Here is a 13424-nt window from a genome sequence, read left to right on the forward strand (position 1 = left end):
CTCGCGACAGCCACAGCCTGTACTATGGCGCAGGGTAGTGGCGATAGGTTGACCTCGGGTGCGCCGCAGGCCATCTTTCACGAGTCGAACGACCCGATGGAGAGGAGTGCCTGTCATTATGTGCGTCTTGCTGATGCGTTTTCGGCACTGAGGCCGTGGATGCCCATACCCAGGTGGCACTCCTCCGGGAGCGCATGCAGGCATCCATCGTTGGCCAGGAAACGGTCGTCGAGCGGCTCATCATCGGCCTGCTGGCCAACGGCAACCTGCTCGTGGAAGGATTGCCGGGCCTTGCCAAGACCCGCGCGATCAAGGCCCTGGCAAGGAATATCGAGGCGGATTTCAGCCGTATCCAGTTCACGCCGGATCTCCTGCCCTCGGATGTGACCGGTACCGAGGTCTACTACCAGGCAGATGGCGGCGGCAGCTTCCGTTTCGAGCCCGGCCCGATCTTTGCCAACATCGTCCTCGGTGACGAGATCAACCGCGCCCCCGCGAAGGTGCAGGCGGCGATGCTCGAGGCCATGGAAGAGCGGCAGGTCACGGTGGCGGGCACCACGCACCGTATGCCGCGGCTGTTCATGGTGATGGCGACGCAGAACCCCGTCGAGCAGGAGGGCACCTACCCGCTGCCGGAAGCGCAGCTGGACCGCTTCCTCATGCACGTGAACATCGGCTACCCGCCGGTCGAGGACGAGGTCGCCATCGTCGACCTCGTGCGCCGCGAGGAGGCCGAGGCGCAGCGTGCCTCGGACGCAGCGGCCGCAACGGAGGGCCGGGCGGCCGACGGGGCAGCGGACCCCGCAGGGCGAATCCCCCAGCAGGCCGTGTTCGACGCGCGGCGCGAAATCGCGGCGATTCGGGTTCCCGATGCCATCAAGCGCTACGTTGCCGATCTCGTTTACGCCACGAGAACCCCGGCAAGATTCAGCGAAGACCTGGCCAAGTGGATTGACGTCGGCGGCAGCCCGCGCGCGTCCATCGCCCTCGATCGCTGCAGCCGCGTGCATGCCTGGCTCCAGGCCCGGGACTACGTCGACCCGGAAGACGTGCGCGCCGTCGTGCACGACTGCCTCCGCCACCGGTTGGGCCTGTCCTATGCCGCCGAGGGTGAGGGGGTGCTGGCCGACCAGGTCATCGACGAAGTGATTGCCAGGGTGGCACTCCCCTGAGTTTTCACCCGTCGTGAGCACCGAGCAGCGCCCGGCCATGGAACAAGACCACCGCATCCACGTCTCCCTGGCGCACCTGCGCAGCCTGGAAGCTGCCGCGGCGGGCCTCAGTTTTCTTCCCCGCCAGCCTGCGGGCAGCGTGCTCAGCGGCCGCCACGCGTCGCGCTTGCGCGGGCGCGGTCTCAACTTCGAAGAGATGCGCAACTATCTACCCGGTGACGACGTGCGTTCCATCGACTGGAAGGCCACTGCCCGCACCGGGTCCGCCCACGTTCGAGTGTTCACCGAGGAGCGCGACCGGCCCGCGCTGCTGGTGGTGGATCAGCGCATGGCCATGTTCTTCGGCTCACAGCTGAACATGAAGTCCGTGACCGCGGCGGAGGCGGCGGCAATCAGTGCCTTCCGCATCCTCGGCGCCGGGGACCGCGTGGGCGGTATCGTGTTCAATGACGAGGCGGTGCGGGTCGTGGCGCCACGGCGCAGCCGTCGCTCGGTCTTCGCGTTGCTCGAGGCGATCAGTGCGATGAACAACGAGCTGCACGCGGAGCGGCAGGTGAGGCATCGCCCCGGTCAGCTCAACGCCGCCCTGGACCGCGCCGCGCGCACCGCGGGGCACGACCACCTGGTCCTGGTGTTCTCCGATTTCGACGGTATCGATGACGACACGGAGCGCCGCCTGCGCTCCCTGGCCGCGCACAACGACGTGCTGCTGCTGCTCGTTCATGATCCGCAGGCCCTGCGCGAGTTCCCCGCCGTGAAGCAGGTCGTGGGCAACGTGCGGGCCCAGGCCGAGGTGGATTTTTCCACGCCGGGTGTTCGCGAAGCCGTCAGCGGCTATACCCGCCGGCGGCTGGCGGACATTCACCGCTGGCAGGACCACATCGACCTCTCCGTGCTGCCGCTCAGCGCCGGCGAAGACACGCTGCAGCAGCTGCGCCAGCAGCTCCGGCAGCACGCGCCGCGACGGCGTTCGCGGTGAACGGGCGTTTCGAGGGGCTCAGCCTGCCGCAGCTGGCGCAGCTCCTCAGCGGGCTCGCAGAGCCGCCCGCCGTCAGCATGCTACCGGCGACCGTCGGCTGGCGCATCGTGGCGCTCTGGGCGCTTGCCATTGCCTTCCTCGCCGCCGTCCATGGCGTCCTGCGCTGGCGCCGCAACCGCTACCGGCGCGAGGCGGAGGCCGCGCTCGACCGCATCGCCCGGCGGCTGCCCTCGGACCCGGACGCCATCGCCGCCGTCGGCGTCGTGTTGAAACGCACCGCGATGACGGCTTACGCGCGGGACGAGGTCGCGTCCCTGCATGGCAGTGCCTGGGCGGACTTTCTCTGCCGGCGGGCGCCCGGTGACCCGGTGGTGGCCGCTTCGGCGGCGCAGCTTGCGGTCGTGTCCTACCAGCCCGTCGAGGACAGCGCAGCGGTCATGGAAGCCGCCCGCCGCTGGGTCAGGCACCACCATGCTTGAGCTGGCGCAGCCCTGGGCGCTCCTCTGCCTGCCGCTCCCGCTACTGGTGTTACTGCTGGTGCCGCCGAAGCGCAACCGCGTTGCAGCGCTGCGTATTCCTTTCTTTGAGCAGGTCGTCCGCGTCGCCGGTGCCACAGCGGGGGAGGGTTCCGTGATACTCAGGCGCAATCGCTGGCAGCTGCTGCTGGCCGTGCTGTGCTGGTTGCTGCTCGTGCTGGCGCTTGCCCGCCCGGAACGTATCGGCGAGCCGATCACCCGGACGGAGGCGGCGCGTGACATCATGCTGGCCATCGACCTCTCCGGCTCCATGGACTACCGCGACTTCCCCGACGGCCGCGATGCGGCCGTCTCCCGCTTCGAGGCCGTGCAGCGTGTCGTTAGCGAGTTCATCGCCGCCCGCGAGCACGACCGCATCGGCCTCATCGTGTTCGGGGACCGGGCCTATATCCAACTGCCCTTCACCCGGGACCTGTCCACGGCGCTGCAGCTCGTGAAGCTCATGGAAGTCGGCATGGCCGGCGTGCAGACGGCACTCGGCGACGCGATCGGACTCGCCATCCACGCTTTTGAAAGCAGCGAGGTCGACCACCGCCTGCTGATCCTGCTGACCGACGGCAACGACACGGTCAGCAAGATGACACCGGTGAACGCAGCCGGCATCGCTGCTGCCGAAGCGATCACCATCTACACCATCGGTATCGGCGACAGCGAGGCCAGCGGCGAAGACCGCGTCGATTTCGGGGTGCTTACGGAGCTGGCCGAGCGCACCGGTGGCCGCTTCTTCAATGCCGAGGATGAAACCGCACTGGGCTCCGTCTATGCGCGCATCGACGAGCTCGCCGTGGCGGACGTGCGCAGCGAGAGCTGGCGTCCGCGCACGTCCGTGGGGCACTGGCTCACGGGTCTCGCGCTTCTTCTCCTGCTTGCCGGCTATGGGATGCTCCTGCTGCGCGGTCCGCACCGGGAGACTGCACGGTGATCGAGGCGTTCCACTTCCTGAGACCGCTCTGGCTGCTCTCGCTGCCGCTGATCCTGCTTGTCTGGTGGCTCGTGCGGCGGCGGGATGGACGTTCCACGCGCGGCGCAGCGTTTCTCGCGCCGCACCTGCGGGAAGCGTTGACCATCGACCGCGATGCAACCGCTCGCCTGCGTGCTATCGACGGCGTCGCGCTGGTCATGCTCTGTCTCGCGGTGGCGACTGCAGGGCCAAGCTGGACGCAGCAGCTGAGCCCCTGGTTCCGGGAGGCCGCGCCCCTCGTGGTTGCCGTCGAAGTATCGGATAGCATGCGCAGCAATGAGCTGTTGCCCACCCGGCTCGACCGGGCGCGCTACGAGGTGCTCGACGTGGTCGAGGCGAGGACCGGGTCGCGCACCGCGCTGATCGTCTACGCGGGCAGTGCCCACGTGGTCATGCCACCCACCAACGACGCGGCGGTGCTCAAGACCTTCCTCGAAAGCCTGGACCCGGCCATCATGCCGGTACCCGGCAACAGCGCCGCCGCGGTGCTGCCGGTCGCCGCCCGTCTGCTCGGCGAGGACGGCGCCCGCTCCACCATCCTCTTCGTGAACGATGGCTTCGATAACAGCGCGATTCCTGCGCTGGCGCGTTTCTCCGAAGCGGCGGGTGCACCGGGCCTGGTGACGCTCGTCGTCGGCCGGGACGAGGGCGGAGTCGCGCTGCTCCCGGACGGGTCCCCGGCACTGGGGCCGACCGGCGCGAGGGTGGATACCCGTATCGATCCGGGCCCGCTGCGGCGCGCCGAACGTGAGGCACGTGTCCCGGTAGTGCGGGCGACGGCGGACGCTGCAGACACGCGGGCGCTGCTCAGGCACATCGCATCGCAGCAGCTGGCGGCCAGGGACCCGGATGCGCGCTGGGAAGACCGGGGATGGCTTGCCCTGTGGCCGGCGCTGCTGCTGTCCCTGCTCTGGTTTCGCCGTGGCTGGACCATGCGATGGTGACCGGAGCGCGTGCCAGTTCCCTGCTGCGCAGGCCCGCCGCGCAGGTCGGGCTGCTGAGCCTGCTTGCCTTGTTGGCCTTGCTTCGCGAGGCGAGCGGTGTCCAGGCCTTCGCTGATCTCTGGCTGACGCGGGACCAGCAGGGCGCCCTGGCCTTTACCGGTCGCGAGTACCTGGCAGCCCTCGAGCGTTTCGAGGACCCGGCCTGGCAGGGTGTAGCGGCCTATCGCGCGGGCAAGTACGAGGCCGCGGCGGCGGCCTTCGGCAGGCTGCCCACGGCAGAGGGTTTCTACAACCGCGGCGATGCGCTCTTCAAGGGACGTGACTACCGCGGGGCGGTAATGGCTTTCGAACAGGCGGTGGCCATGGCACCGGCGTGGCAAGAGGCCGGCGAGAACCTCGCCCTGGCCCGCTGGACCGTGGACTATATCGAGCGTCAGCGGGAGCAGAGCGACACCGGCGACGAGTCGGAGCTGAGTGCCGATGACCTCGCCTTCGATAACGAGGAGGATCGCGGCAAGACCATCGAGATCACCCGCGACAGCACCATCGAGCAGCAGTCTGCCGAGAAGTGGATGCGAACGGTGGACACGCGTACCGCAGACTTCCTGCGCACCCGCTTCCGGATCGAGCTTGCGCGCCGGGAGCTAGAGCAATGAGCCGGCCCCTGGCGCTGCTAGTCCTGCTATGTGCGTCCCCCCTGGCAGCCCAGGTCGACCCGATCGTGCGTCTCGAGGTCAGGCCCGATGCCGTACGCGTGGGTGAGGCCCTGGCGCTGCGGGTTACCGTGCTGGTGCCGACCTGGTTCCCCCGGCCGCCGCTCTACCCGGATTTCGAAGTGGCCAACGCCATTACCCGTCTGCCGCCGGACAGCTCCTACCCGACCAGCGAACGTATCGACGGCGAGAGCTGGTCGGGGATCGTAAGGGAGTACCGGATCTATCCGCTGGCCGCCGGCAGCTACCGGATCGATGGCGCGAGCATGCGGGTCACCTATGCCAGCCCGGGGGCCGAGCCGCTGGTGCGCGACGTGGCGCTGCCACCGGTTGTTTTTCGCGGCACCGTACCGGCGGGCGCAGAAGCCCTGGATCCCTACCTGGCGGGACGGGAGCTGAAACTCTCGCTGGACGTGCAGCGCGAGGAGGGCGCGGAGGGAGACCTGGCGGTGGGTGATGCGGTCGTCCTCAGCTACACGGCGGCCCTGGACGGCCTGCCATCGATGTTCCTGCCGCCCCTCGCGCCGGCCCTCGATGCCCCGGTCGGTGCGGGCACGGTCTCGGTCTACGCGGATGCCGCGCGCTTCGAGGATGGCGATCCACTCGCGACCCGTAGCGAGCGGGTCACGATCGTGTTCCAGGCAGGTGGTGAGTTCACCGTGCCCGCGGTGGCTATCGACTACTGGGATACGCAGGCGGGGGCAGTGCGCACCGCGAGGACCGAAGCGCTTAAGTTCACGGTCTCGGGGCCGGCTCAGCCCGCAGCCGCCGTCGGGGACGCGGTGGCGGATCGGCGGCCCTGGCAGGCCGTGGTGCTGGCTGCTGTTCTGGTTGCCCTGCTTGCGATCACGGGCCGTGTCCTGCTGCCGCGCTCTCGCCAGTGGGCCCTGGCGTGGCGGGAACCCGAGCCGCGCGCTTTCCGGGAACTCCGTCGCACCCTGCGTTCCGACGATGAAGAACAGCACTACGCCGCCCTGCAGCGATGGCTTGCCAGTCTCGACCCGGGCTTATCCCCGAGGGCCTTCGCCCGGGCCTGGGGTGACCAGGGGCTTGGCGAAGCGGTCGATGCGCTGAGCGCTCACTGTTTCGGTGGAGCGGGAGATGCGCCGGATCCGCGCCGCCTCGCCCACGGCCTCGGAAAGGCGCGGCGGCGCTACCACCACGCCCGCCGCCGCCGACGCGGCGGAGCGATCGTGCCGCTTAATCCCTGAATGCGAAGCGCGCGTAGTTAGATTGGCATGTCACCAGCCGATACCGCACGCTTGCTCCTGCTGTCCTCGCTCTGGGGCTTTTCCTTCATCTTCATGCGTGTGGCGGTGCCGGAGTTCGGGCCGGTCAGCCTCATCGGTGTGCGCATGGGGCTGGGCGCGCTGCTGCTCCTGCCGCTCCTGGCCAGTCGCGAGCATCTTCGCCTGCTTCGCGCCAACGCGCGGCCGCTGGTGATTCTCGGCCTGGCTACCGCCGCGCTGCCGTACTCGCTGCTGGCCTTCGCCACCGTGGGCCTGGAAGCGGGCTTCACGTCGTTGATCAACGCCGCCACCCCGATTGCGACGGCGCTCATCGGCATGGCGTTCTTTGCCACGCCGATACTGCGCGCGCAGATCATCGGCCTCACGCTGGCGCTGGCGGGCGTCGGTGTCCTGTCGTTCGGGCGACTCGACTTCGAGGCGGGGGGTGACGGCTGGTTCATCCTCGCCGCCCTGGCCGCCACGGTCTGCTACGGCTTCGGCGGCAATTACTCGCGCACGCACCTGGCTCACCTGCCCAGCCGCGTGCTCGCTGCGGGGAGTTGTGCCGTCGCGGCGTTAGCGCTGCTGGTCCCGAGTATCCTGCTCTGGCCCGCCGCGCCGGTGAGTCCGCTGGCGTGGGGCTCGGCGCTGGGGCTGGCAGCCCTCAGCACGGCGGCGGCGCTGCTGCTCTACTTCAGCCTGCTTTCCAGCGCTGGTGCAACGGCAACGTTGACGGTGACCATGCTGGTGCCGGTCAGCGCACTCGCCTGGGGGGTGCTGCTGCTCGGGGAGACACTCTCCGTGCAGGTGATTGCCGGCATGATCGCGACGCTCCTGGGCACGGCGATCGCGACCGGTGTGCTGCGGCTGCGGCGGCGACGGACCCTCTCATCCTGAGGCCGGCCGCTCCCAGTTAATCAACCGGTGAGGCTGTCCACGAGTTCGCGGGCCATCCACGGCGCGGTAGAGTACTTCCCGGTATCCACCGAGAGGTAGGTGTCGTGGCGCTCGATGCCGTAGCGCCAGCGCTGGTGAAGGGTGGCAGAGGGGTCGGACAGCTTGCCCTTTCCGCCGGCAAACACCCAACCGCCGGCTACTTCGAACGATTCCGTCGCAGCGGGAAGCGACTGGGTCCAGGGCACCAGCGCGCCGAGTTGCCGGAAGACTTCGGCGGCGAGGTCCTTTTCGGCGGGCAACGATTCCGCGGTGATGGCCGGTGGTTCCAGGCCTGAGCCCTCGGCCACCAGGCCGGCGGGATACCAGGACAGGTAGAAATCGCGCCCGTTGTAGTTCTTTACATCGCCGAAGGGACCGGTCGCGATCACCGCGCAGGGCCCGCTGACAGGTAATCGCGTGCGCAGGAAGAGGGCCAGGCGATAGCGGTGCGTCCAGGGTGGAACCGGTTCCAGGCCGACCGTGCGGTCGATGACCGGCCTGCCTTCCCACAGCGCGTTGACGACGTGGCTGAAGGGGCCGAGCACGCCGTCCGCCGTGCTCACCTTCCAGGGCCCCTGCAGTGAGCCTCCGGTGGGCTCGACGGCAAGCACGCGGGTGTTCGTCAGCATCTCCAGTGCGTCTTCGGCGGCAACGGCAGCGGTGAAGCGGTCCGCGACCCAGCGCGTCTGCACGGAGCGCTCCGGGACACGAAAGCCTGCGAGAATCTCGCCGGCACCGCTCACCTCGGCCAGTTCCCCCGGCTGCAGGCGCTCCGCACCGGTCCGGGAGACATCGACGAGGTAGCGAACGGCCGCCGGGTGGCTGCGCACGAGGTCGCTGACCCGATGCAGGTAGGCTTCCATGGCCGGCGCATCGACGACCGAGTCGCGGTGGCAGAGATAGATGTCGTCGCCCGTCGAGATCACGGGCTCCAGGCTGCAGTCGAGCATTTCCTCGACCAGCGGCCGAAACCAGAGGCCGCCTTCGATCATGTGTGCCGCCGTGCGCAGCCCCGGATCCGCGCTGTACATGTAGCCGAGGTGGATCTTGCCTTCGTTCCACCGGCTCGCAGCGCTGAACGGACCCGGGGCGGCATCGACCAGTGTCACAGCGACCCCGCGGCGGGCGAGCCGCAGCGCGACGCTGCAGCCCATGATCCCGGCACCCAGCACGGCGATCCGCTTCCTTCGACTCACGGCCCGCCGTTCTCGTCGGAGAAGTAGGACGCCGGATCATACGGTTCGCTGGCGACGACCAGCAGAACCGACCCGGGCACGGCGTAGCGTTGCTCGGCCCAGATGCCCGGGCCGATCAGCAGGGCCGGTCCGTCTGCTTGCAGTGTCAGTGACGCGGAGCGACCCGTCGCGGCAAGCCGCACGGCAATACGGCCCGCGATGCAAAGCAGCAACTGCTCCCCACGACGGTGCCCGTGCCCGCCACGGCGCGCCCCCGCGGGGACGCCGGCTACGGTGAACAGGCGCCGGGGCGTGAACGGTAGCGCCGGGAAATCGAGCGGTGTGAGTGTGCCACGCTCATCAACCGAGCGAACGATATCGAGCAGGCGGGCTCTGCCGTCGAACCACTCCGTGACCGGTCCGGTGTTGTGCCCTGTCATGGGCGAAATGGCGCCTTAACGGGTGTCGGCGGAGAAGACGGGGGGGCTTCCACGGGCTTACCTCGGCAAGTTCGCCCGCGAGTATAGCGTTGCACCGCAGCGCGGGCGAACCGCCCCGGCGTTGCGTTGCGCAACGACCGGGGGCTGGTTTTGTTTCTAGCGCCGGCGGCGGTGCCGGACAGACGGTCAGCCCGCGCGCTTCTCGAATTCGAGCTCCGGGAAGCCCTCGTTCGCGGACTCGTCCAGCTTGTCGTAGTAGTAGTTGGCACCGCCGAAGTAGATGAGCACGCGCGGCGGCTTGGTCTCGAGGTTCGCGCCCATCATCCACGAGTGCACCTTGTCGCCCTCGTTCATGAGCGTGGCCATGTGCACCTCGGCCACGTGCTTCGACCACTCTTCCTCGGCCTCGGGCTTCGGGATGCAGACGTCGTAACCCTCGCTTTCCATCTTTTTGATGCAGTTCGTGATCCAGATCGCGTTCTGCTCGATGGAGGTCGGCAGGTTGGCGAAGGGGGCCTGCGGGCCGGTAATGACAAACATGTTCGGGAAGTCCGCCACGCAGACGCCCATGATCGACTTCGAGGTCTCCTGCCACTTCTCGGCCAGGGTCTGGCCGCTCACGCCGCGAATCGGGAAGGCCTCGAGGGCACCGGTGTAGGCGCTGAAGCCGGTGGCGAGGACGATGATGTCGAACTCGTACTCGTTCTTCGTGGTGCGCACGCCCTTCTCGGTGATCTCGACGATCGGCTCGCCCTCGTCGCGGATGTCCACCAGGTGCACGTCGTCGCGGTCAAAGCACTCGAGGTAGCCGTGGTCCAGCGGCGGGCGCTTGGCGAACAGCGGGTAGTCGTCGATCTTCGGCACCAGGATGTCGGCGACCTTCGGATCCTTGATGCGCTCGCGCATCTTGCGGATGATGAACTCGGAGGCCATGCGGTTTGCCTCCGGGTCGGCGAGCAGGTCCTCGAAGGTTTCGAAAACCCAGCGGAAGCTGCCTTTCCACTTCTCCTCGAAGATACGCTCGCGCTCCTCCGGCGGGGTCTCCACGGCGAGACGGCCCTCGGCGGTGTCGAAGGCCATGCCGAAGACGTGGTTACGGCACTTGGCGACGATCTCGTCGTAGTTCGCCTTGATCTCTTTCTCCCATTCTTCCGTCATCGGGGCCTGCATGGCCGGCATGATGAAATTCGGCGTGCGATGGAAGACGGTCAGGCTCTCGGCCCTGTCGCACATGGCCGGGACCATCTGCACGGTGGTCGCGCCGGCGCCGATGATGCCGATGCGCTTGCCTTCCCACTCGAGGTCTTCGGGCCAGCGCGCAGAGTGGAAGAGGGGGCCCTGGAAGCGGTCCATGCCGTCGATCTTCGGGATCACCGGCTGGGAGATCATGCCCATGGCGCTGATGAAGTACTTGCAGGTGTAGGTCTTGCCGTCAGCGGTGGTGAGCTTCCACAGGTTGCTGTCCTGCTGGTAGGACGCGTCGACGATCTCCGTGTTGAGCTGGATGTCCGGCCACATGTCGCACTTGTCGCAGACGAAACGGAAGTAGCTCTGGGTTTCCTTCCAGTCCGGGTAGCGGCGGGTCCACTTCCACTCCTGCAGCAGTTCCGGGGAGAAGGTCAGGCAGTAGTAGTAGCTCTCGCTGTCGGTCATGGCGCCGGGGTAGCGGTTCCAGGTCCAGGTTCCACCAACGTCGTCGGCCTTGTCGAAGACACGGATGGACAGCCCGGCCTCCCGGATGTAGTGAATTAGCGCAAGGCCGGCGAAGCCAGCGCCGATGGCGATGACATCGAAGTCGGGTTTCTGCGGGGTCGTCATGGCTGTGTTCCTCGTCTTATAGCTATTCGTGACGGCCTTCGTGATGGCCGTTGTGATGATCGCTTGCTGTGTCGCCGCTGCGCGCCCGCTGCGGGCTCCCGAGACCTTCGGGAGTATACTTGCTAGACACAAACAAGCAAGTTTTCAGCCGCTCCCGGGGGCCGGTGCAGCGGCCCTGTGCGACCGCCTCGGTCAATTCTTAACTTTATTCAAAAACAAGCGCAAGGCATTGCACCAGATCATTAAACCAGCCCTGTCATCCGGACGGCACGCCAGACGCTGTTGAGCTCCCGGGCAGTTCCGCCAGTGCCTCGAGGACCCGCCGCATGTCCGCGGCGCTGCCGATGGTGAAGCGGATCGCGTCGGCGAGCCGGGGGTGCGGCAGGCGCCGGGCCACGATGCCGTCCGCGAGCAGCGCCGCCCAGGCTTCGTCCACGGAGTGGAAGGTCGCGGTGACGAAGTTGGTCGCGCTCGGCCTGACGCGCGCAACGCACGGCAGCCCCGCCAGCGCCGTGGCGAACCCGTCGCGCTCTGCCGCCAGCTGGTCCACCTCGCGGCGCATGCGGGCGATGCCTTCGTCCGAGAGGGCATGCAACGCAAGCTGCGCGCAGGGGTCGGCGAGCGGGTAGGGCGCGACAATCTTGCGCATGGTGTCCATGACGGCGGCGCCCGCGAGCAGGAAACCCACGTGAACACCCGCGAGCCCGAAGGCCTTGGACAGCGTGCGCACGACCACGAGGTGCTCGTTCCCGGCCAGGAGCGGTATCGCGCTGCGGTCGGGGCAGAACTCGATGTAGGCCTCGTCGACCACGACCAGGGCGCGACCGGCGAAGTGGGCGATGACGGCCTCCAGGTCCTCGGGGTCCAGGGCGTTGCCGGTGGGGTTATTCGGGTGGCAGAGGAATACCACGCGGACGTCGTCCACGGCGCGGATGGCGTCGACGTCGAGGCGGTCGTCAGCGGCCAGGGGGACATCGACGACGCCCGCCTCCTGCACCTGCGCGCAGATCTCGTACATGCCGTAGGTCGGGCCGCAGAGGAGGATGCGGTCGCGGCCGGCCCGGCAGTAGCCGCGCACGAGCAGGTCGATGGCCTCGTCGGCACCGCGCAGGGCGAGCACCTGGTCCGGCGCAAGGCCGGCATAGCGCGCATAGGCCGCGTGTACCTCGCCGGGACCCCGGTCGGGGTAGCGGTGGTACTCCGACACGTCCATGGCCATGGGCTCGCGCGGGAACGGGGACTCGTTGGCATTGAGCCACACGTCACCGCTGCCGCCGATGCGGCGTGCCGACTGGTAGGGCGTGAGGTCCGCGAGGTGCGGGCAGGCGAGATCGTGCTTGGGCATGGGTCAATCCGGGAGCAGGTGGCCGAGGATAATGAAATGAGGCAGGGCGAGCACCGTGCGCACCGGTAAGGCGCCGGGGAGCTGCGCGATGCGGGTCTCGCTAGTCGAGCGCAGGAGCGGGGCGCCGATCTCCGACGGGTAGATCACCCGGGTAACGGAGATACCCGCGATGCCGTCAGTCATGGGCTGCGATGGCGCGGCGGATGGCGTCGGCGGTGAAGCGGGCGCGGAAGTCGAGCATTGCCCGGCCGAGCGCCACGGTGTCGGCGAGCGGTTCGAGGGAAACGCCGTTGATGCTGGCAAGCCCCGCGTCCACGCGCTCGTCGAAGCGCACCTGCGCCGGGTCCGTGACCATCATCATGGCCGTCACCCAGATGTCGTCGTGGTAGCCATCGTGCCGCGTCTCGCGCACGCCGAGGGTCTCGCGGGTGTACTCCTCGGTGGCCGTCCAGCCCGGGTCGTAGTACTCGCGTACGAAGTGGATCGCGGTGCCGCTGCCGGCCCAGGCGGCGCCGAGCCGTTTGGCGACGGCGGCCATGCCGGCCTGGTTGCCGCCGCTGTCGCCGATGAGCACGATGTGCCGGAAGCCCGCCTGTTTCAGGCTGCGCGCGATGTCTGTCAGCAGCGCCTCGTAGGTGGCCGGCGCCAGGCTGATGGTGCCCGGGAAGCGCATGGCGCCCTCCGGCGGTTCGATGCGGCCCTCGGGAACGAACTTCACGATGGGTGCGCAGAGGGTATTGCCGAGAGCTTCGGCGATTGCCGGGCAGCTGGCCTCGAGGATGAGGTTGTGCTTCCCCGTGGCGAGGTAGGGACCGTTCTCCTCGATGCCGCCGGTGGGGATGATCACTGTGTCCGTACCCGCGGCAATGCGGTCGCGGATCTCCATCCAGGTCAGTTCTTCCAGCCACGGCGAGTCGCCCGCGGCGATGGGGCGCGGCGCTGCCAGGGCCGCTGCCAGGGCGTCGCGCTGGCCCGCCTCGGCTGCGGCCGTGGCTGCTGCGACGGCCAGGCCGGCGGCGAGCGCCAGCACGCCGGCCATGGCGGTGGTCAAGCGGGCAGCAAAGCGCGCAGCGAGGGGGCGGGGTGGCGGGTGAAGACGGTGCAAGGTCGAAGGCTCATCGCGGTACGGTCGGGAGCGCGCAGCATACTACTGATCGGTGGCGCCTCGCCAAGCGG

14 protein-coding genes are annotated in these 13424 nt (G+C 68.4%); 8 read left to right on the top strand and 6 right to left on the bottom strand.

Annotated elements, in window-relative coordinates:
- The first annotated feature begins 155 nt into the window (after window positions 1-155).
- Genes RKE50_RS04535 through RKE50_RS04570 form a run of 8 tightly spaced genes read left to right on the top strand, consistent with a single transcriptional unit; the run spans window position 156 to window position 7431 of the window.
- Window positions 156-1172, top strand: coding sequence for an AAA family ATPase (locus RKE50_RS04535; protein WP_502937870.1), 1017 nt, complete (start codon window positions 156-158; stop codon window positions 1170-1172).
- Window positions 1173-1209: 37 nt separating this feature from the next.
- Window positions 1210-2151 carry a DUF58 domain-containing protein gene (locus RKE50_RS04540; protein WP_350034752.1) on the top strand — a complete coding sequence of 314 codons (942 nt, stop codon included), beginning with the start codon at window positions 1210-1212 and terminating at the stop codon, window positions 2149-2151.
- The gene (locus tag RKE50_RS04545) at window positions 2148-2630 is read left to right on the top strand and encodes a DUF4381 domain-containing protein (protein ID WP_350034753.1); all 483 of its coding nucleotides are present in this window, start codon (window positions 2148-2150) and stop codon (window positions 2628-2630) included. The genes RKE50_RS04540 and RKE50_RS04545 overlap by 4 nt, the downstream gene beginning before the upstream one ends.
- A complete protein-coding gene (locus tag RKE50_RS04550; RefSeq protein WP_350034755.1) occupies window positions 2623-3609 on the top strand; it encodes a VWA domain-containing protein in 987 nt (328 codons plus the stop codon). The genes RKE50_RS04545 and RKE50_RS04550 overlap by 8 nt, the downstream gene beginning before the upstream one ends.
- A complete protein-coding gene (locus RKE50_RS04555) occupies window positions 3606-4592 on the top strand; it encodes a VWA domain-containing protein (protein ID WP_350034756.1) in 987 nt (328 codons plus the stop codon). The genes RKE50_RS04550 and RKE50_RS04555 overlap by 4 nt, the downstream gene beginning before the upstream one ends.
- Window positions 4586-5248, top strand: a complete 663-nt coding sequence (locus RKE50_RS04560) for a tetratricopeptide repeat protein (RefSeq protein WP_350034758.1) — start codon at window positions 4586-4588, stop codon at window positions 5246-5248. Before RKE50_RS04555 ends, RKE50_RS04560 begins: the two co-directional genes overlap by 7 nt.
- Window positions 5245-6516: a BatD family protein gene (locus RKE50_RS04565; RefSeq protein ID WP_350034759.1), complete on the top strand. Its 1272-nt coding sequence runs from the start codon at window positions 5245-5247 to the stop codon at window positions 6514-6516. The genes RKE50_RS04560 and RKE50_RS04565 overlap by 4 nt, the downstream gene beginning before the upstream one ends.
- Before the next feature lie 27 nt (window positions 6517-6543).
- Window positions 6544-7431: a DMT family transporter gene (locus RKE50_RS04570; RefSeq protein ID WP_350034760.1), complete on the top strand. Its 888-nt coding sequence runs from the start codon at window positions 6544-6546 to the stop codon at window positions 7429-7431.
- Between the two features lie 20 nt (window positions 7432-7451).
- On the opposite strand, the gene RKE50_RS04575 is transcribed toward RKE50_RS04570, so the two are convergent.
- From RKE50_RS04575 to RKE50_RS04600, 6 genes are all read right to left on the bottom strand, one after another.
- Window positions 7452-8666 carry an NAD(P)/FAD-dependent oxidoreductase gene (locus RKE50_RS04575; RefSeq protein WP_350034762.1) on the bottom strand — a complete coding sequence of 405 codons (1215 nt, stop codon included), beginning with the start codon at window positions 8664-8666 and terminating at the stop codon, window positions 7452-7454.
- The gene (locus RKE50_RS04580; RefSeq protein ID WP_350034763.1) at window positions 8663-9085 is read right to left on the bottom strand and encodes a sugar 3,4-ketoisomerase; all 423 of its coding nucleotides are present in this window, start codon (window positions 9083-9085) and stop codon (window positions 8663-8665) included. Before RKE50_RS04580 ends, RKE50_RS04575 begins: the two co-directional genes overlap by 4 nt.
- A 186-nt stretch (window positions 9086-9271) precedes the next feature.
- Window positions 9272-10903, bottom strand: coding sequence for a flavin-containing monooxygenase (locus RKE50_RS04585; RefSeq protein ID WP_350034765.1), 1632 nt, complete (start codon window positions 10901-10903; stop codon window positions 9272-9274).
- 256 nt (window positions 10904-11159) lie between these two features.
- Entirely contained in the window at window positions 11160-12248 is a 1089-nt protein-coding gene (hisC, locus tag RKE50_RS04590; protein ID WP_350034766.1) for a histidinol-phosphate transaminase, read from the bottom strand.
- Window positions 12249-12251: 3 nt separating this feature from the next.
- On the bottom strand, window positions 12252-12431 hold the full coding sequence (locus RKE50_RS04595; protein ID WP_350034768.1) for a hypothetical protein: 180 nt from the start codon (window positions 12429-12431) through the stop codon (window positions 12252-12254).
- Entirely contained in the window at window positions 12424-13299 is an 876-nt protein-coding gene (locus RKE50_RS04600) for a creatininase family protein (protein ID WP_350034769.1), read from the bottom strand. The genes RKE50_RS04595 and RKE50_RS04600 overlap by 8 nt, the downstream gene beginning before the upstream one ends.
- Window positions 13300-13424: the final 125 nt, after the last annotated feature.

The sequence above is a fragment of the Pseudohaliea sp. genome (assembly GCF_040217025.1).
Taxonomy (GTDB): Bacteria; Pseudomonadota; Gammaproteobacteria; order Pseudomonadales; family Halieaceae; genus Pseudohaliea.

Coding starts and splice junctions, on each gene's coding strand:
- RKE50_RS04540 (WP_350034752.1), top strand. CDS start 1,210: ATGGAACAAGACCACCGCATCCACGTCTCCCTGGCGCACCTGCGCAGC.
- RKE50_RS04550 (WP_350034755.1), top strand. CDS start 2,623: ATGCTTGAGCTGGCGCAGCCCTGGGCGCTCCTCTGCCTGCCGCTCCCG.
- RKE50_RS04560 (WP_350034758.1), top strand. CDS start 4,586: ATGGTGACCGGAGCGCGTGCCAGTTCCCTGCTGCGCAGGCCCGCCGCG.
- RKE50_RS04565 (WP_350034759.1), top strand. CDS start 5,245: ATGAGCCGGCCCCTGGCGCTGCTAGTCCTGCTATGTGCGTCCCCCCTG.
- RKE50_RS04570 (WP_350034760.1), top strand. CDS start 6,544: ATGTCACCAGCCGATACCGCACGCTTGCTCCTGCTGTCCTCGCTCTGG.
- RKE50_RS04580 (WP_350034763.1), bottom strand. CDS start 9,085: ATGACAGGGCACAACACCGGACCGGTCACGGAGTGGTTCGACGGCAGA.
- RKE50_RS04585 (WP_350034765.1), bottom strand. CDS start 10,903: ATGACGACCCCGCAGAAACCCGACTTCGATGTCATCGCCATCGGCGCT.
- hisC (WP_350034766.1), bottom strand. CDS start 12,248: ATGCCCAAGCACGATCTCGCCTGCCCGCACCTCGCGGACCTCACGCCC.
- RKE50_RS04595 (WP_350034768.1), bottom strand. CDS start 12,431: ATGACTGACGGCATCGCGGGTATCTCCGTTACCCGGGTGATCTACCCG.